The 16,214-nt window shown below is 72.8% G+C and carries 17 protein-coding genes; 10 read left to right on the top strand and 7 right to left on the bottom strand.

What is annotated here, in order from left to right; all coding sequences use genetic code 11:
- Positions 1-51: 51 nt before the first annotated feature.
- Positions 52-1,353, bottom strand: a complete 1,302-nt coding sequence (locus AQJ67_RS32530) for an MFS transporter (RefSeq protein WP_062722933.1) — start codon at positions 1,351-1,353, stop codon at positions 52-54.
- Positions 1,354-1,518: 165 nt separating this feature from the next.
- Here AQJ67_RS32530 and AQJ67_RS32525 point away from each other — a divergent pair, with 165 nt between their 5' ends.
- Complete coding sequence (locus AQJ67_RS32525; protein WP_062722932.1) at positions 1,519-1,956, top strand: DUF4442 domain-containing protein; 438 nt, start codon at positions 1,519-1,521, stop codon at positions 1,954-1,956.
- Positions 1,957-2,103: 147 nt separating this feature from the next.
- Here the strand turns inward: AQJ67_RS32525 and galU are convergent, their stop codons facing one another.
- Complete coding sequence (galU, locus tag AQJ67_RS32520) at positions 2,104-3,072, bottom strand: UTP--glucose-1-phosphate uridylyltransferase GalU (protein ID WP_062722931.1); 969 nt, start codon at positions 3,070-3,072, stop codon at positions 2,104-2,106.
- 491 nt (positions 3,073-3,563) lie between these two features.
- Between galU and AQJ67_RS32515 the strand changes: the two genes are divergently transcribed.
- From AQJ67_RS32515 to AQJ67_RS32505, 3 genes are all read left to right on the top strand, one after another.
- A complete protein-coding gene (locus AQJ67_RS32515; RefSeq protein ID WP_244190647.1) occupies positions 3,564-5,276 on the top strand; it encodes an RICIN domain-containing protein in 1,713 nt (570 codons plus the stop codon).
- Positions 5,277-5,467: 191 nt separating this feature from the next.
- On the top strand, positions 5,468-7,012 hold the full coding sequence (locus AQJ67_RS32510) for a carboxylesterase/lipase family protein (RefSeq protein ID WP_062722930.1): 1,545 nt from the start codon (positions 5,468-5,470) through the stop codon (positions 7,010-7,012).
- 73 nt (positions 7,013-7,085) lie between these two features.
- The gene (locus tag AQJ67_RS32505) at positions 7,086-7,730 is read left to right on the top strand and encodes a DedA family protein (RefSeq protein WP_062722929.1); all 645 of its coding nucleotides are present in this window, start codon (positions 7,086-7,088) and stop codon (positions 7,728-7,730) included.
- Positions 7,731-7,802: 72 nt separating this feature from the next.
- Here AQJ67_RS32505 and AQJ67_RS32500 read toward each other — a convergent pair whose 3' ends face one another.
- Entirely contained in the window at positions 7,803-8,333 is a 531-nt protein-coding gene (locus AQJ67_RS32500; RefSeq protein WP_062723024.1) for a gamma carbonic anhydrase family protein, read from the bottom strand.
- Between the two features lie 110 nt (positions 8,334-8,443).
- Here AQJ67_RS32500 and AQJ67_RS32495 point away from each other — a divergent pair, with 110 nt between their 5' ends.
- Positions 8,444-9,241: an acyltransferase gene (locus AQJ67_RS32495; RefSeq protein ID WP_062722928.1), complete on the top strand. Its 798-nt coding sequence runs from the start codon at positions 8,444-8,446 to the stop codon at positions 9,239-9,241.
- Position 9,242: 1 nt separating this feature from the next.
- On the opposite strand, the gene AQJ67_RS32490 is transcribed toward AQJ67_RS32495, so the two are convergent.
- The gene (locus AQJ67_RS32490; RefSeq protein ID WP_062722927.1) at positions 9,243-10,100 is read right to left on the bottom strand and encodes a DMT family transporter; all 858 of its coding nucleotides are present in this window, start codon (positions 10,098-10,100) and stop codon (positions 9,243-9,245) included.
- Between the two features lie 104 nt (positions 10,101-10,204).
- On the opposite strand from AQJ67_RS32490, the gene AQJ67_RS32485 reads away from it, so the two are divergent.
- Together AQJ67_RS32485 and AQJ67_RS32480 are read left to right on the top strand one after the other, a co-directional pair.
- Complete coding sequence (locus tag AQJ67_RS32485; RefSeq protein WP_062722926.1) at positions 10,205-10,777, top strand: helix-turn-helix domain-containing protein; 573 nt, start codon at positions 10,205-10,207, stop codon at positions 10,775-10,777.
- A gap of 43 nt (positions 10,778-10,820) precedes the next feature.
- Complete coding sequence (locus tag AQJ67_RS32480) at positions 10,821-11,378, top strand: YbaK/EbsC family protein (protein WP_062722925.1); 558 nt, start codon at positions 10,821-10,823, stop codon at positions 11,376-11,378.
- A 6-nt stretch (positions 11,379-11,384) separates the two neighbouring features.
- Here AQJ67_RS32480 and AQJ67_RS32475 read toward each other — a convergent pair whose 3' ends face one another.
- Complete coding sequence (locus AQJ67_RS32475; protein ID WP_062722924.1) at positions 11,385-12,482, bottom strand: cation diffusion facilitator family transporter; 1,098 nt, start codon at positions 12,480-12,482, stop codon at positions 11,385-11,387.
- Between the two features lie 61 nt (positions 12,483-12,543).
- Here AQJ67_RS32475 and AQJ67_RS32470 point away from each other — a divergent pair, with 61 nt between their 5' ends.
- A complete protein-coding gene (locus AQJ67_RS32470; RefSeq protein ID WP_062722923.1) occupies positions 12,544-12,903 on the top strand; it encodes an ArsR/SmtB family transcription factor in 360 nt (119 codons plus the stop codon).
- Between the two features lie 45 nt (positions 12,904-12,948).
- Here the strand turns inward: AQJ67_RS32470 and AQJ67_RS32465 are convergent, their stop codons facing one another.
- Both AQJ67_RS32465 and AQJ67_RS32460 read right to left on the bottom strand, forming a co-directional pair.
- A complete protein-coding gene (locus tag AQJ67_RS32465) occupies positions 12,949-14,178 on the bottom strand; it encodes a 4-hydroxybenzoate 3-monooxygenase (protein WP_062722922.1) in 1,230 nt (409 codons plus the stop codon).
- Positions 14,179-14,252: 74 nt separating this feature from the next.
- On the bottom strand, positions 14,253-14,660 hold the full coding sequence (locus tag AQJ67_RS32460) for a CoA-binding protein (RefSeq protein WP_062722921.1): 408 nt from the start codon (positions 14,658-14,660) through the stop codon (positions 14,253-14,255).
- Positions 14,661-14,834: 174 nt separating this feature from the next.
- On the opposite strand from AQJ67_RS32460, the gene AQJ67_RS32455 reads away from it, so the two are divergent.
- Both AQJ67_RS32455 and AQJ67_RS32450 read left to right on the top strand, forming a co-directional pair.
- Positions 14,835-15,593, top strand: a complete 759-nt coding sequence (locus tag AQJ67_RS32455) for a hypothetical protein (RefSeq protein WP_062722920.1) — start codon at positions 14,835-14,837, stop codon at positions 15,591-15,593.
- A complete protein-coding gene (locus AQJ67_RS32450) occupies positions 15,590-16,132 on the top strand; it encodes a SixA phosphatase family protein (RefSeq protein WP_062722919.1) in 543 nt (180 codons plus the stop codon). The genes AQJ67_RS32455 and AQJ67_RS32450 overlap by 4 nt, the downstream gene beginning before the upstream one ends.
- The last annotated feature ends 82 nt before the right edge of the window (positions 16,133-16,214 follow it).

Here is a 16,214-nt window from a genome sequence, read left to right as displayed (position 1 = left end):
CGCCGGCTCGGTGCGGCGACGGATGTTCCGAATGCGGCGTGCGGCGTGCCGTCAGCCGATCCCGCCGACGGCACTTTCGGCTTCGGGTGAGTCATGTCGGGTTCCGGCGGTCACCGGCTTCGTACGGCGCCGTAGGTTCCGCACGTCCGGCACGCACAGGACCGCAGCCGTGACGATGACGACGACGGCGGCGCATCCCCAGAGGGCGGGGGTGCGGCCGAAGGTTGTCTCGGCGGGGCCGGCCAGGGCGGTGGCGAGGGGGACCAGGGCGACAGAACCGAACCAGTCGTAGGCGGCGACCCGGGAGAGTTTCTCCTCCGGTATCTCCTGGTGGAGTGCGGTCATCCAGGAGACGCCGAAGACCTCCAGGGTCACGCCGGTCAGGAACATGACCGTGCACAGGACGGTGACCGGCACCGGTACGGCGAGGGCGGCGGAGGGGAGGGCGAGGGGGAAGACGCACAGGGTGCCGGCGAGGAGGAGGCGGCGCGGCTTCCAGCGGGTCATGAGCAGGGCGCCGGCGACCGTGCCCGCCCCGAAGAAGCCCAGGGCCAGGCCCCAGGGACCCGCCCCGCCCAGGTGGTCCCGGGCGACCAGCGGACCGTAGACCGCGTCGGCCGCCGCGACGACCGCGTTGGCGATCGAGAACTGGACGACCACGCCCCACAGCCACGGACGCCCCGCGAACTCCCGCCAGCCGTCCCGCAGATCGGCGAGCATGCCACCGCCCGGCGCGCGCGCCGGAATGTGACTCACGTCGAGGAACGCCCGCAGCGAACCGGCGACCGCGAACGCCGCCGCGTCCGCCGCCAGCACCCAGCCGGGCCCGATCGCGGCCACCATGGCACCGCCCAGCGCGGCCCCGCCGACCGCGGCCCCCTGCATCGCCATCCGGAACACGGCGAAGGCCCGGCTCGCCTGCTCCCCCTGGACCGACGACAGCAGCATCCCCTCCGCCGCCGGGCTGAAGAACGCCTGACCGGTGCCGCCGAGGGCCGTCAGCAGCATCATCTGCCACAGCCGGGCCTCCCCGGTCAGGACGAGCACGGCGAAGGCGGCCTGCGAGAGGCAGTTGAGGGCGTTGGCCGCGACCATCACCCGGTGCCGTGGGAGGCGGTCCGCGACGGCGCCGCCGATCAGCAGGAAGAACACCAGCGGCAGGGTGCGGGACGCGGCCACGAGCCCCACGTCACCCCCGTCACCGCCCGCCTCCAGCACCGCGAACGCCGCGGCGATCAGCGCACCGTGACTGCCGAGGTTCGTGACGAACGCCGAGGCGGTCAGCAGGCTGTAGTTGCGGCCCGCCCAGGAGGGGCGGCGGGAAGGACGCAGGAGGTCGGCGGCGGAAGTCACCGGCCGACTATCGCCGCCCCGCTCTCGATCTGCCAAGTCAATTGCAGGTCACCCGGCCGATGCGGCCTTCCGGAGCGAGGCCGTACGACGCTCGTCACATGGCCCTGTGGCTCTGTTCCCCGCCCCCTACTCGTGGGTAACATGACCGCCATGAGCGCAGACCAGATGTCCATAGGCGAGATGCTCGCCGCCACCGTGCCCATGGCCCGGACCCTCAACCTCCAGTTCCTGGAGACCACGCCGGACAAGGCCGTGGTGGCCCTGCCGGACCAGAGTGAGTACCACAACCACGTGGGCGGGCCGCACGCCGGCGCGATGTTCACGCTCGGCGAGTCCGCCAGCGGCGCGATCGTGCTGGCCGCGTTCGGTGACCAGCTCTCGCGCGCCGTGCCGCTCGCCGTCAGCGCCGAGATCTCCTACAAGAAGCTCGCCATGGGCGCCGTCACGGCCACCGCCACGCTGGGCCGCCCGGCCGCCGAGGTCGTCGCCGAGCTGGACGCGGGGGAGCGGCCCGAGTTCCCGGTGGCCATCGAGATCCAGCGCGGGGACGGGGCCGTCACCGGTGAGATGACCGTCGTCTGGACCCTGCGGCCGAACGGCTGAGCCGGGCTGTACGGAAGAAGGTCGTGCTGAAGAAGGTCGTACGGCAGAACGTCGTACGGCAGAACGTGGTACGCAGGTGAGCAGGGGCCCCATGCAGGGCCCCTGCGCCTTTTGCTCCCCCTGTGCCGTCTCGCGCCGCGACAGCGCTCAGGCGGCGAGCCGCTCCCGGCCCTCCCCGCTCTCCCCGCCCTCCTCCAGTCCCGCCACGAACTGCCTCAGCCAGGCCACGAACTCCGGCCCCAGGTCCGCCCGGTCGCAGGCCAGGCGCACCACCGTGCGCAGGTAGTCCGCCTTGTCCCCGGTGTCGTACCGCAGGCCGTCGAACACGACTCCGTGGACCGTTCCGCCCGCCGCGAGTTCCTGAAGGGCGTCGGTCAGCTGGATCTCGCCGCCGCGCCCGGGCGGGGTGCGCTCCAGGACGCCGAAGACGGCCGGGTCGAGGACATAGCGGCCGATGACCGCGTAGTGGCTCGGCGCGTCCTCGCGTGACGGCTTCTCCACCAGGCCGGTGACGTGGACGACGCCGTCCTCGCCCGACGGTTCGACGGCCGCGCAGCCATAGAGGTGGATCTGCTCCGGCGGGACCTCCATCAGGGCGACCACGCTGCCCTCGTGGCGGTCGCGGACCTCCAGCATCCGGCTGAGCAGGGTCTCGCGCGGGTCGATGAGGTCGTCGCCCAGAAGGACGGCGAACGGCTGGTCGCCGACGTGATGGCGGGCGCACAGCACCGCGTGGCCGAGGCCGAGCGGGTCGCCCTGGCGGATGTGGTGGATGTCGGCGAGCCGGGCCGGGTCCCGTACCGCGTTCAGCCGCACGGCGTCGCCCTTGGCCGCCAGCGCCTGCTCCAGCTCGAAGGCCTGGTCGAAGTGGTCCTCGATGGCCCGCTTGTGCCGGCCGGTGATCATCAGTACGTCGTCGAGGCCGGCCGCCGCGGCCTCCTCCACGACGTACTGGATGGCCGGCTTGTCGACGACCGGCAGCATCTCCTTGGGGGTCGCCTTCGTCGCGGGCAGGAACCGGGTGCCGAGGCCCGCGGCCGGGACGACCGCCTTGCGGACCGCGCGGGCCCGTTCCGGGGTGGAATCCGACGGGGGTGTCGTGTGGGGGACGATCATGCGGCTCATGGTGGAGCACGGGGATGAGAGGACGCCGAGAGAAACCTCGGAGCCTGCTGTGCGACATGCGGAGTTGAAGATTCCGTGGACCAACCGCCTTTGCTTGCACACAACTTGGCGCTCGGCGCGGCGACGCATTTCGAATGCCGGTGCGGATACCGCCGGTAACTTTTCTGAATTCCTCGCCTTTTGAACATCGGTCACTCGAACTTCTTGTTTCCTGTGCGCCGCTTGTGCGAAAGTGAGCGACCCGATAGCCGGTCCACATCCGACGCGGCCTAGGTATGCACCAATCAAGCACCCTGCTTTCCGAAGGACGCGCATTCCCCTTGCCGTCCTCCGGCCGGGAAGGAAATGGTTCAGTGCAATCCCCTTACCCCCCACGACCGCCGTACCCGCCACGGCCCGGGGTGAGCCCCGGAGAGTCCGACCGCGATCTCGTCGCGAGCCTGGGCAAAGCCGACGCGAACGCCCGTGCTGTCGCCCTGCTGATGGCCCGCCACTGGCGCGCCACCCACGACTACGCGGCCATCTGCCTGGTCACCACGGACAGTTCGGCCGCCATGGTGGCCGCCGCCGCGTTCCACCGCGTGCTCCAGCGGCCGGCCGCTGGAGCGCTTCGCCCCCAACTCCTCGCCGCCGTGCGGGATCTGGTGAAGGAGTGGGCTGCCGACGACGGTATTTCCGCCCTGCTGCCGGAACTCGGCAAACCGACCGGAGGGCGTGGGCTGCGGGCCGCGCGGTCCGTGACGCCCGAAAGGCGGCAAATCGCCGAGCGCGCATTCCGGGCGCTGCCAGGAGCCTCGCAATGCCTCCTCTGGCACAGCGAGGCCGAGGCCGAACCGATAACCATACCCGCTGGTCTGCTGGGGGTGGATGCGGCCACCGCGTCGGCGGCGCTGGAAGGAGCGCGCGAGCAATTCCGCACGGGCTGCGTCCGCGCCCACCGCGAACTCGCGCCCACCCGGGAATGCCGCTACTACAACCGCCTCCTCGACGTCCCCATTCGCCGGGGCGGCGCCCTGCTCCCCGATGTTCAGCAGCATCTGACGTCATGCCGCTACTGCCGTCACGCCGCCGAGCAGCTCAGTCATTTCGAGGGCGGCCTGGAAGTGCTGCTCGCCGAAACCGTGCTCGGCTGGGGCGCCCGGCGCTATCTCGACTCCCGGCCCGGCCGGGGCGGCTCGGGGGCGACGCCGTGCGACCGTCGGCGACGCGGCGGACGGCACCGCCCCGAGCGGCTGGACCTCCCGCGCACACGCGCCAGGGCCGTCGCGGTGGGGGTCGGCGTGACCGCCCTCGCCCTGCTCGTCACGGTCCTCACCGCCAAGGGCTGGACCGAGGAGAACGGCGTCCCCGGCCCGCACGCCACCTGGGGCGCGCCCAGCGGCAGGACCGTCCACCCGGGCTCCGTGTCCCCGTCCTCCTCCGGCGGATCACCGTCGGCCGCCTCGGCCGAGGAGCCCGTCGAGATCGCCCAGGGCAGGCTCCGCAACCTCGACCGCGGCCTGTGCCTGGACCTCCGCGACGGCGAGGTCCGCGCCGGTGCCCGGGCCGAGCTGGCGCAGTGCTCGTCCGCCGTGTCCCAGCAGTGGTCGTACCGGGACAACGGCCTGCTGCGCAGCGCCGCCGACCCCACCCTCTGCCTCGACTCCGACGCTGGCGAACGCTCCGTCGTCCTGGCGTACTGCCTCGCGCACGCCGGCGAGGTGCGCTACGACCTCACCGTCCACGGCGAGCTCCTGCCGCGCGGTTCCGAGGGCCTCGCGGTCGCGTCCGGCAAGGAAGCGAGCGTGGTGCTCGACGAGCGGGACGGATCCGAGGCGCAGCGCTGGATGCTCGACGGCGGGCTCGCGGACGTACCCGAGGCGAGACCCGAGAAGAAGCTCCAGAAGGAGGCGCCGAAGGGGGCGAAGCCGCGCGAGGAGAAGGGCGGCGCGCCCGTGGCACCCGAGCGCGGGACAGCGGACGACGACGCCCCCGAACCCCCGCGGCCCGAGCCGGCCGTGCCGCAGGAGGACCCGCAGCCGCAGTACGAGACGCGGTACGTCCAGGACGCTCCCGGCTCCGACTCGGGCGCCGAAGCCGAGCCCGCCACCCCCGTCGGGGCCGTGGTGGCGGCCCTCCCGGCCGAGGCGCCGGCCACCGCGGTCAGGTACGTCGTAGGCATCACCGAGACGACGCTCGACGCCGCGCTCCATTAGCCAGGCGGGGGCGCCCCCGTCGGAGCACCTGCCGCGGCGCCCCCTGACCCCCGCACCCCCGTTCCGCCTCTGACTGCATCCGGCCGTTTCCGTTCACATCATTGACACGAGTCACCGACGTTCATAGTTTTCCCGCCGCGCCACTGGTGTCCCATGCTCACGAACGCGGAGGTGGACCCGTGAAACGTCGTATGTCCGTCGCACTCCTGGCCCTCGCGGCCGCACTCCTCACCCCCGTCCCCGCGCAGGCCGCCGACGACCCGGTCGTCCGCACCACCGCGGGCTGGGTGCGAGGTGAGACCACCGCCGAGGGACACCAGTTCCTCGGTATTCCCTACGCCGAGCCACCCGTCGGAGAGCTCCGTTGGAAGGACCCGCGCCCCGTCCGGCCCTGGCAAGGCATCCGTGGGGCAGCAGACTTCGGCAACAAGTGTGTGCAGGGGGCGAGTTGGGACCCCGGCTACGAGCAGCCCAGCCACACCGAGGACTGTCTCGACCTCAATGTGTACGCCCCCGAGGGCGCCGGCCGGCGCGCGGTCCTGGTCTGGCTGCACGGCGGAGGGCTCACCGCCGGGGCCGGGCAGGACATCGTCCCCGACACCTTCGCGAGGCGCACCGGCACCGTCGTCGTGACCGTCAACTACCGCCTCGGCGCGATGGGCTTCCTCGCCACGGCCGGCCTCGACGGCGAGGCACGTGACGGGGTCTCCGGCAACTTCGGCATGCTCGACCAGCAGGCCGCCCTGCGCTGGGTGCGGGCCAACATCGCACGCTTCGGCGGTGACCCGGGCCGCGTGACCATCGCGGGCGAGTCCGCGGGCGGCCGCTCGGTCTGCACCCAACTGGCCTCGCCGACGGCGAAGGGGCTGCTGCGGGCCGGGATCATCCAGAGCGGGGCGTACGGCGACTGCGGTGCCCGTGCGCACGACACGGCCGTGTCCCAGGGCGCCGCCTTCGCGCAGAAGCTCGGCTGCGCCGACCTGGCCTGTCTGCGCGCCAAGTCGGCCGCCGAGATCCTGGCCGCGCAGAACGGCTTCGACTGGGCGCCGGTGGCCGGAGGCACCTTCCTGCCCCGGCAGCCGAAGGACGCGTTCGAGCGCGGGGCCGCGGCCGGGGTGCCGGTCATGAACGGGGCCAACCAGGACGAGGGCCGGCTCTTCGCCTTCGCCCGGTTCGACGTGAACGGCACACCGCTCACCACTGACCAGTACCCGACGGTCATGCGGACCGACTTCGGCGACGAGGCGCTCGCGCGCTACCCCCTCCCGTCCTACCCGACCCCGACCATCGCGTACGCCACCGCCCAGGGCGACCAGCTCTTCGCCTGCCCGGCCCTCCGGCTCGACGGCACGCTCGCCGGACGCGGCAAGGTCTACGCGTACGAGTTCGCCGACCGCACCTCCCCGCCCTTCGCCTCCCTGCGCGACCTGGGCACGGACTTCGACTTCGGCGCGACCCACGTCAACGAGCTCCAGTACCTCTTCAAGCACTTCGGCCTGCAGTCGCCCCTGAACGCCGAGCAGCGGACGCTGGCCCGGCAGATGATCCAGTACTGGGGCTCCTTCGTCCGGGACGGGATGCCACGTGCCGCCGGACAGCCCGCGATGCCCGCCCGGCCCGGGACGGTGCTGACCCTGCGCACCGCGTCCGCCGACGGAAATGTGCTGAGCGCCACCGCGCACCGTGAGCATCGGTGCAACCTGTGGGACGCCGAGACCGTCACACAGAACGGGTAGTCTTCCCCGGCGCACGCTCGCGGTCGAGCATGCGCCGGGAACACAGGGTGCAGGACAGGGAGAGGAAGCGGCGTTGCACGTCCAGGAATGGCTCGAAACGGTGCCCCCGCTCGCCATCTATCTGCTGGTCGGCGTGGTCATCGGTCTGGAGAGCCTGGGCATTCCGCTGCCCGGCGAGATCATCCTGGTCTCCTCGGCGCTGCTCGCCTCACAGCACGGTGACATCAACCCCTTCGTGCTCGGCGCCTGCGCCACCGCGGGCGCGATCATCGGCGACTCGATCGGCTACGCCATCGGCCGCAAGGGCGGCCGGCCCCTGCTGGCCTGGCTGGGCGGGAAATTCCCCAAGCACTTCAGCGAGGGGCACATCGCCACCGCTGAGCGGTCCTTCCAGAAGTGGGGCATGTGGGCCGTCTTCTTCGGCCGCTTCGTCGCCCTTCTGCGCATCTTCGCCGGCCCCCTCGCGGGCGTCCTGCGGATGCCGTACTGGAAGTTCCTGATCGCCAACGTCCTCGGCGGCATCCTCTGGGCGGGTGGCACGACGGCGGTCATCTACTACGTCGGTGTCGTCGCCGAGTCCTGGCTGAAGCGCTTCTCGTGGCTGGGCCTGGTGGCCGCGGTCCTGATCGGCCTGACGTCGATGCTGATCATCAAGCGCAAGGCGAAGAAGGCCCAGACAGCACACCAGGAGCCGGAACCGGTAGCGGCCGGCGACTAGGACGCCCTGTTCTTCAGGGGCGCGGGGAACTGCGCGATCAACCCCCACTCACCCGCAGACCGCGCACAGCCTTCAGGCCCCGTGCTCTTCCCGGTGAGCCTTCGCCAACTCCGCATACAAGGTGCCGTTGAGCGTCACCCCCTGCCGTTCTTCCTCACTCAGCTCCCGCCTCACCTTCGCCGGCACCCCCGCCACCAGCGACCCCGGCGGCACCTGCATCCCCTGCGGCACCAACGCCTGCGCGGCGACCAAGGACCCGGCCCCGATCACCGCCCCGTTCAGCACGGTCGCCCCCATCCCGATGAGACAGTCGTCCCCCACGGTCGCCCCGTGCACGACGGCGTTGTGCCCCACCGACACCCGCTCCCCGATGCTCACCGGAAACCCGGGATCGGCATGCAGCGTGCAGTTGTCCTGGATGTTGGACTGCGCCCCGACGGAGATCCGCTCCACGTCACCCCGCACCACCGCGCCGTACCAGACACTCGCCCCCGCCTCCAGCGTCACGTCCCCGATGACCACGGACGTGGGCGCCACGAAAGCCTCCCCGTCGATCTTCGGTTCCCTCCCGCCGATGCCCTTGATCAGAGGCTTGTGCGTCATCACCGTCTCCTGTCGTCCGAGGTACACCGGCACGCTACCGGCACCCGGTAGGGCGAAGATCACAGCCCCTCGACCTCATAAGGGCGCCGCACGCTCAGTACGGTGACCCCGTGCCCAAGCGCAAGAACACGTTCTCATCCTGGCGACGCCGGCTGGCGCAGCGCGCCGTCCACGCGGGCTGGGCCTGGGTGCAGCGCACGGGCTCGGTGACGGCCGACAGCCCGGGCCGCTTCCGTTTCGGCTCGATCGGCGAGGCCACCCGGCTGGCCTTCCCGCTCGGCACCGTCTTCGGCGAACCCTGGATCCACCTCGGCTCGCACTGCATCGTCGGCGAGCAGGTGACGCTGACGGCCGGACTGATGCCCGACCTCGACCTCGGCCCGGAGCCGATCCTGCGGATAGGGGACGGGGTCGTGCTGGGCCGCGGCAGCCATGTCATCGCGGACACGACGGTCACCATCGGCAGCGACTGCTACTTCGGGCCGTACGTCTATGTGACGTCCACGAACCACTCGTACGACGACCCGCACGAGCCCATCGGCAGGCAGTGGCCGCGGATGGAGCCGGTCGAGATCGGCCCGGGGTGCTGGATCGGCACCGGGGCCGTGATCCTGCCGGGCGCGCGGATCGGGCGGAACGTCGTGGTGGCGGCCGGTGCGGTGGTCCGGGGCACGGTGCCCGACCACGCGGTCGTGGCGGGGGCGCCCGCCCGGGTCGTACGGCGCTGGACGGCCGACGAGGGCTGGCAGCCGCCGCTCAGGACGCCCGCGCCGGTGCCGATTCCCGACGGGATCACCCCGGACCAGCTCCAGGCGCTGGCCGAGCTGGACGAGGAGACGGTGGCGAAGCTCGCGGAGCTGGACGAGAAGGCGGCCGCCGACCTCGCCGAACTGGAAGTGGAGTCCTGAGTCAGCCGGTCGCCAGCAGCAGCGTGCCCACCAGCGCGAGCCCCGCGCCCGCCGCCTGCACCGCCTGGAGCCGTTCCCGCAGGAAGCCCCGCGCGGCCAGGGCGGTCACGACGGGGTAGAGCGACGCGAGTACGGCGGCCACGGTGACCGGGCCGTGCTGGGCGGCGACCACATAGGTGCCGTTCGCCGCGACGTCGGCCAGCCCGACGAAGGCGAGCGCGGGCAGCGAGCGCCAGGGGAAGGCGCCGTCCGGGAGGGCGGCGCCGCCGCGCCGCACCGAGGCGTACAGCGCGAGACCGCCGGCCAGCACGTTGACCACGCGCTGCACGAAGAGCGCCAGGAACAGGCCGGTGAGGGTGGACGACGCCTCCGCGATCAGTGCGAAGACCGTGCCGAAGCCGAAGGCCGCGACCAGGGTCAGCAGGATGGCCTGCCGCTGCACGGGCGCGCCCCGCAGCTGCGGTCCGCCCGCGAGGACGACGCCCAGGACGGCGACGGCGATCCCCGCGACCTGCACAAGGCCGGGCCGCTCGCCCAGGAAGAGGCCCACGCCGACCGGGACGGCGACGCCCACGGTGCCGAGCGGGGAGACCACGCCCATGGGGCCCAGCGCGAGCGCCTTGTAGAAGCAGAGCAGGGCGACCGGGCCCACCGCGCCCGCCGCGACCGCGAACCACAGCTGGGGGCCGGCCTCGCTCCAGCCGCCCGTGGCCACCACGATCGCGCCCAGCACGGCAGCCGCGATGGCCTGCGAGACGACGACCACCGTCAGCGCCGGGGTGCGTCGGGTGAGCAGTCCGCCGCCGAAGTCGGCCAGCCCCCACAGCAGGCTGGTGGCCAGGGCGAAGAGTGCTGTCACGGGGTGCCTCGCAGTACAGTTCGGTGCACGATAGGGTTCACCGCACAGTAGTGCAGTCAGGTAAACCCTGTCATCCAGAATATTGGACTCCGCAAGGACGGAATGTGTCGGACCTCGACCTGCTGACCCAGTCCCTGGCGCGCAACGTCAAGCGCTGGCGCACCGAGCGCGGCTTCACCCTGGACACGCTCGCCGCGCGTGCCGGGGTCAGCCGCGGCATGCTCATCCAGATCGAACAGGCCCGCACCAACCCGAGCCTCGGCACCGTCGTCAAGATCGGCGACGCGCTCGGCGTCAGCATCACGACCCTCCTCGACTACGAGCAGGGCCCCAAGGTGCGCGTCGTCCCGCCCGAGCAGGTGGTCCGGCTGTGGCACAGCGAGGCGGGCGGCTACAGCAAGCTCCTCGCCGGCACCGAGGCGCCCGGCCCGCTGGAGATGTGGGGCTGGAAGCTGATGCCGGGCGAGAACAGCGGCTCCGACCCGCACCCCGTCGGCACCGTCGAGATCGCCCACGTCACGGCCGGTGAACTGACCCTGACCGTCGAGGGCGTGGAGTACCGCGTCCCGGCCGGCTCCAGCGTCACCTTCGAGGCCAACGCCCCGCACGCCTACGCCAATCAGGGCGACGTCCCGATGGAGATGACCCTGACGGTGTCGGTGCCGCTCGCGCACTGATACGGCCGGTTCGCGGCCCCGGCCGTCCTGTTAGCGTGCGCTCATGGACGCACCCATCGGACACTTCGACCACGCCACCCCCGCCCCGGACTGCCTCGACGAACTCACCCGCCCGGTCGCCGACGCCGTACGCGGCTGGCGCGGCAGCGTCCCCGCCGAGCAGATCGTCTACGTCGAGACCGACCCGCAGTGGGCCGACACCGCGGTGTTCGTCCAGCACTACGGCCAGGAGCTGCTCGAACAGTCCGCGAACTGCGTGGTCGTCGCCGGCAGGCGCGGCGGCGAGACCACGCTGGCCGCGTGCGTCGTGCTCTCCCCCACCCGGGTCGACGTGAACGGCGTCGTGCGCCGCCAACTCGGCGCCCGCAAGGCGTCGTTCGCCTCCATGGACACGGCGACCGGCGAGACCGGCATGGAGTACGGCGGCATCACCCCGATCGGACTGCCCGACGGCTGGCCGGTGCTGGTGGACTCGGCCGTCGTCGACCTGCCGTACGTGCTGGTCGGCAGCGGGCGCCGGCGCGGCAAGCTGCTGGTGCCGGGGAAGGCGTTCGCGGAGCTGCCGGGGGCCGTCGTGCTGGAGGGGCTCGGACTCGCCTGAGCGGGGTCAGGTCGCTGAGTGGTGGGCCAGGGCGAGATGCGGATCCGCCTCGCCCGGTACGGGCGCCGGATCGGCGTGCACCAGGGCCGCGGTGAGCCGGGGGACCGCGTGCAGCAGGGCGTGTTCGGCGTCGACGGCGATGGCGTGCGCCTGCCGTACCGTCGCCTCCCCGTCCACCACGACCGCCACCTCCGCGCGCAGCCGGTGCCCGATCCAGCGCATCCGCAGCTCACCCACCTCGCGTACGCCCGCGACCTCCCGGAGCGCCCGCTCGGCCCGGTCCACGAGAGCCGGGTCGACGGCGTCCAGCACGCGCCGGAACACCTCGCGCGCCGCGTCCCGCAGCACCAGCGCGATGGCCGCCGTGATCGCCAACCCCACGATCGGGTCCGCCAGTTGCCACCCGAGCGCCGCGCCGCCGGCGCTCAACAGCACGGCCAGTGAGGTGAATCCGTCCGTGCGGGCGTGCAGGCCGTCCGCGACGAGTGCGGCCGAACCGATCGCACGGCCGACCCGGATCCGGTACCGGGCCACCCACTCGTTGCCCGCGAAGCCGACCAGTGCCGCCACCGCCACGGCCGGGATCTGCTGTACGGGGCGCGGGTCCAGGAGCCGGTCGACGGCCGTCCATGCCGCGAAGGCCGCGGACGCGGCGATCGTCAGCACGATGACGATGCCCGCGAGGTCCTCGGCCCGTCCGTAGCCATAGGTGAAGCGACGGGTCGCCGCGCGCCTGCCCAGCACGAAGGCGATCCCCAGCGGTACGGCCGTCAGCGCGTCCGCGGTGTTGTGCACCGTGTCGCCGAGCAACGCCACCGACCCGGAGGCGACCACCACGACCGCCTGCGCGAGCGCCGTCGCTCCGAGCACGGCCAGGGAGACCCACAGGGCACGCATGCCACGGGCGGAGGACTCCAGGGCGGAGTCGAGCTTGTCGGCGGTTTCGTGGGAGTGGGGTGTGAGGAGGTGGGAGAGGCGGTGGCGCAGGCCGGTGGGGGAGTGGGGGTGCGGATGCCGGTGCGGGCGGGGTTCGGGGTGGGGGTGGTCGTGGGCGTGACGGTGGCCGTGCCCGTGGTGGTGCGCGTGCTCGTGCCGGTCGCTCACGGTGGTCCCCTTCCGGTGTGCGGGAGTGGACGCGTGCCGCCCACGACGCCATTATGTGCGTATGAGCGCACGCATGCACCTATCACCTGCGAACGATGGGCACCCGCGCACCCCGGGCGAGGAACAGTTTGCGCTCGCCGCCGAGGTCCTCGCCCTGCTCGGCGACCGCACCCGGCTCACGCTGCTGCACGCCCTCACGGCGGGGGAGGCCGACGTCACGACGCTCACCGAGGCGTGCGGCGCGGCCCGCCCCGCCGTCAGCCAGCATCTGGCCCGGCTGCGTCTCGCGGGTCTGGTGACCACCCGGAAGGAGGGCCGCCGGGTGGTCTACGCCCTGCGCGACGGCCATCTGCGCCGCCTCGTTGACGAGGCACTCAACGTCGCCGACCACCGGCTCAGCGACCGGCCCCTGCACGACTGACGCGGTTGACGCGGGTGAAGCGGTTGACGCGGTCAATCGACGCAGTCAGTACTCGGCGTTCTTGCCCAGGTACTGCTCCGCGAACGCCATCGCGGCCGTCGGCGAGCCCAAGATGCGGCGGAGACGGGCGAGGGTGGTGCCCGCGCGGTACGGGTCGCCCGAGGACGTGCCGTGGTAGACCTCGGAGAGCCAGTGGGAGAACTCCTGGTAGTCCCACACCCGGCCCAGACAGGCCGCCGAGTAGCCGTCCAGTGCGGTGTCGTCCCCCTTCGTGAGCTGGGCGACGAGTCCGTCGCCGAGCTGGAAGGCGTCGTGCAGGGCGAGGTTCATGCCCTTGGCGGCGATGGGGGCGGTGAGATGGGCCGCGTCACCGGCCAGGAAGAGACGGCCGAACACCATGGGCTCGACGACGTAGTTGTGCATGTCGAGGACGCGCTTCTCGATCAGCCGTCCCTCCGTCAGCGGTGGCGCGCCGTTCGCCCCGAGCCGTAGCTGGAGCTCCTCCCAGACCCTGTCCCGCGACCAGTTCTCCGGGGCGTCGCCGGGCGGGCACTCCAGGTAGTAACGGGTCACGTCGGCGCTGCGCGGCATGTGCCCGGCGAACCCGTTCGGATGCATGCCGAACAGCACGCAGTCGGAGGACGGCGGCGCCTCGGCGAGCAGCGCCAGCCAGCCGATGCCGTAGTCACTGCGGGAGATGTGGGCACGGCCGGCGGGCAGCGCGGTACGGGTCGCCCCGCGCGCCCCGTCGCAGCCGGCGACGAAGCCACAGTGCACGACCTCCCGCCGGCCCGTCTCCGGGCAGGTGTACGACACCGTGGGGTGATCGGTGTCGAGGTCGTGCGGCCGCACGTCGCGCACGCCGAAGCGTATGGCCCCGCCGCGCACGTCCGCGTACTCGCGCACCAGGTCCGTCACCAGCAACTGCTGCGGATAGACCCAGTGATGAACGCCCGTGAGTCGCGTGTACTCGAACCGGTAGCGCTCACCGGCGAACCGGAACTCGCACTCCGTGTGCCGCTGGGCCCGCTCCAGCAAGGTGTCCGCCAGGACCCGCCGCTGAAGCCCGCGTACGGCCCACTCCTCCAGCACCCCGGCCCGCGGCCGCTGCTCGATGAACTGCCGGGTCTCGGTCTCCAGGACCAGACAGTCGACGGAGGCCGCCCGCAGGATGTTGCCGACGGTGAGGCCGGCCGGGCCGGCGCCCACGACGACGACCGGAAAGCGTTGCGCGGAGCCGGAGTTGGGGTGGGGGGAGGTGGAGGTGGAGGTCACCCGAGCATTATGGGGCGGCCGGTGCGGGGAGGGGAGGGCTCCGGCCAGGGGTGGTCGGCCCAGGGGCGGTCGCCCTAGCCGAGACGCGGTATCTCGATCGCCGGGCAGCGGTCCATGACCATCTCCAGGCCCGCCGCGCGGGCACGGTCGTACGCCGCCTCGTCGACGACGCCCAGCTGGAACCAGACCGCCTTGGCGCCCTTGGCGACCGCCTCGTCGACGACCGGCCCGGCGAGGTCGCTGTTCACGAAGACGTCGACCACGTCCACGTCGAAGGGGATGTCCGCCAACGAGGCGTAGCCCTGCTCGCCGTGGACCGTCTCCGCCTTCGGGTGGACCGGCACGACGCGCTTGCCGTAGCGCTGGAGCACCTCGGCGACTCCGTACGCCGCCCGCCGCTGGTTCGACGACAGGCCCACGACGGCCCAGGTGTCGCCCAGTTCGGTGAGGATCCTGCGGACCGCCCTCTCGTCGCCGTACACCCTCGGCCTCCCAGTGCTCGCCCCGGACAGCTGCCGTCCAGCCGCCCTCATGAGCCACAACGGCCGACGCCCCCCGAGGATTCCCGCACGGTCCCCGGAACGGGCACGGCCACGGTCGAGCGGCGGACTCCCGGCGGCCCCGGCTCCCGCCACGCTGACCGGAATGCGGGCCGGATGGCTGCGGAAGCCCGCATGTCCGCCTACGCTCGCTCCGTGCTGCGCATCATCGACGCCCGAACCGGCGAACCCGTCGACGCCGCGCCCGCCCGCCGGGGCCTGACCCGTATCGAGGCGCATACCGAGGGCTTCGACGTCACCGCCCTGCGGGTGCTGCTCGTCGCCGACCTCCTGGTCCGCGCGCTGGAGCTCGGCGGTACGCCGGTCTGGGCGCTCCTCGACGAGGAGCGGCAGCGGGCGGAGCTCCGGGCCGGCGCCGCCGCGCTGGGCATCCGGCCCTTCGAGGAGGGCCGGGAGGCCGCGTCGGGGCTCGGCGAGGCACAGGTCCTCCACGTCGTGCGCGAGGGCGGCGCGGAACCCGACGGCGTACGGGTCGCCGTCGCGCCCGTCCACTCGGAGGCGCCCCCGGAGGAGGCCGACCCCGCCGCCCTGCGCCTCGCACTGCTCTCCGGGCGCGGCGAGGTGCCCGTACGGCTCGACGCGGCCGCGCTCGCCGAGGCCCACGACACCCTCGCCCGCTGGCGCCGCGCCGTCGCCCGCTGGGCGCAGCAGCCGTCCCGGCCCGTCCCCGACGAGGTGCGGGCGGAACTCCGTACCGCCTGGGAGGACGACCTCGACGTACCCGCGGTCCTCGGCGTGCTGCGCCGCGTGGAGAGCGCGCCCGACCTGCCGGACGGCGCCCGCTTCGAGACGTACGCCTACGCCGACCGGCTGCTCGGCCTCGACCTCGCCCGCGACCTGGGAAACCCGGCATGACCGGGCGCATGGGTGCCGGCCCGCTGCGCCGCCTGGTCGTCCTGCGGCACGCCAAGTCCGCCTGGCCGGACGGCGTCGCCGACCACCAGCGGCCGCTCGGCCCGCGCGGCCACCGGGACGCCCCGGTCGCGGGCCGGCTGCTCGCCGAGAACGACTGCCTGCCGGACCTCGCCCTGTGCTCCACGGCCGTACGCGCGCGTGAGACCTGGGAACTGGCCGCCGCCCAGTGGGGCACACCGCCGCCCGTACGCCTTGAGCCCCGGCTCTACGCGGCCGATGTGCCCGAGCTGCTGGCGGTCGTGCACGAGGTGCCCGCCGCGGTCCGGACGCTGCTCCTCGTCGGGCACAACCCCGGTCTGGAGGAACTCGTGCTCGAACTCGCCGGCGACGGCCTCGACGACGCGCTGGACGAGGTCCGTACGAAGTTCCCGACCTCGGCGATGGCCGTACTGGCCTGGCACGGCACCTCCTGGCAGGCGCTCGCGCCCGGCACGGCGCTGCTGACGGGCGTGATGGTGGCGCGGGGCGGCAAACGGTGAGACGAGTGAGAGCGGGGCGTCGAACCCCGGGCCCGGGCCCGGTCCCGGGACCGGCGTCCCCGGCGCGTCGGCATAGGCTGGC

This window comes from Streptomyces caeruleatus, from assembly GCF_001514235.1.
GTDB classification, from domain to species: Bacteria; Actinomycetota; Actinomycetes; order Streptomycetales; family Streptomycetaceae; genus Streptomyces; species Streptomyces caeruleatus.
This window is presented reverse-complemented; position numbering and strand designations above follow the sequence as displayed.